Source organism: Stenotrophomonas sp. NPDC077659 (assembly GCF_050268705.1).
Lineage (GTDB): Bacteria > Pseudomonadota > Gammaproteobacteria > Xanthomonadales > Xanthomonadaceae > Stenotrophomonas.
Genome location: NZ_JBNNHG010000282.1, coordinates 1 through 1,473, shown reverse-complemented (window position 1 = coordinate 1,473; position 1,473 = coordinate 1). Strand labels below are relative to the sequence as shown.

Below are 1,473 nucleotides of genomic sequence, written 5' to 3'. Positions count from 1 at the left end.
TGTACCTCGCCCTTCTCAACAGCTGCGACCGCGCTGAAGCATCGTGCTAATCAGGTACCATTTTTTGCCCCTCCTCTTTGGATCACAGCGATCCGACTAAAGAATTAGCGCGAATGGTCCTTTTTCGTTATAGGAAAACTCCTAAAGACTCCGCTATCTGCAGCCGATCACACCTAAAGCGAGAACACATTGGAACTTTCCGGCATCCAGATGGGGGGGCAATGGCAATGGCCATGACCGTGAACGCAGAACGCCACATGCGCGCAGAGTGAAAGTCCTTTGGGCGAGGCCATTGATAAAACTCTGCATCAAAGCATGGGAGGTCAAATAGGCATGATCGCCCATCTGCTCAGCCAGCAGTGAAGCAAGGTTGGGGCGCGTTTTTATCTGACAGCTTCCAGTAATGGCACCGTCGATGCCCAAGATGCTGCGCCCATCCACGGCGTGGATGAATTACATCCAGAAGCAGTGCGAACCAAGGTTCGCACCCACCAGATCAGTGCCGGTAGCGCCGGGCCATGCCCGGCGAACCACCTTCCGAAGTCAGTCGACCAACCGCAGCCGCAGTTCCTTCGGCAGCGCGAACACCATCGATTCCGGCTCGCCATCCAGCTCGCCCACGCCGTTGGCACCCAGCTCGGCCAGTCGGGCCAGCACGCCATCCACCAGCACCTGCGGTGCCGACGCACCGGCCGTTACGCCGATGTGCTGCTTGCCTTCCACCCAGCGCGGGTCGATCTCGTGCGCGCCGTCGATCAGGTAGCTCTCCACGCCTTCACGGCGGGCCAGCTCACTCAGGCGGTTGGAATTGGAGCTGTTCGGCGACCCCACCACCAGCACCAGGTCGCAGCGCTTGGCCAGGTCGCGCACGGCGTCCTGGCGGTTCTGCGTGGCGTAGCAGATGTCGTCGTTCTTCGGGCCCTGCATCTGCGGGAACCGCTCGCGCAGCGCCTCGATGATGCCGCGCGTGTCATCCACCGACAGCGTGGTCTGGGTGGTATAGGCGAAGTTTTCCGGCTGGTTGATCTCCAGCGTGGCGACCTGCTCCACATCTTCGACCAGGTAGATCTGGCCGGTACCGGCTTCGCGGTTCCACTGGCCCATCGTGCCTTCCACTTCCGGGTGACCGGCATGGCCGATCAGCACCACGTCACGGCCGGCACGGCAGTGGCGGGCGACTTCGAAGTGAACCTTGGTCACCAGCGGACAGGTGGCGTCGAACACCTTCAGCCCGCGGCGTTCGGCTTCCTGGCGCACGGCCTGGGACACGCCATGCGCGCTGAAGATGACCGTGTTGTTGTCCGGCACTTCATCGAGTTCCTCGACGAAGATCGCGCCGCGCTGCTTCAGGTCGTCGACCACGAAGCGGTTGTGCACCACTTCATGGCGGACGTAGATGGGCGCGCCCAGTGTTTCGACCCAGGCCTGCACGGCGGTCCTGGCCAGCTCGTCCAGCTGCGCATTGCCGGCGCC

The 1,473-nt window shown here is 62.1% G+C and carries 1 protein-coding gene; it reads right to left on the bottom strand.

Features of this window, described 5'->3' with window-relative positions:
• Positions 1 to 543: 543 nt before the first annotated feature.
• Complete coding sequence (gene ispH / locus ACQKDV_RS19465; protein ID WP_427785862.1) at positions 544 to 1,455, bottom strand: 4-hydroxy-3-methylbut-2-enyl diphosphate reductase; 912 nt, start codon at positions 1,453 to 1,455, stop codon at positions 544 to 546.
• Between the last annotated feature and the right edge of the window lie 18 nt (positions 1,456 to 1,473).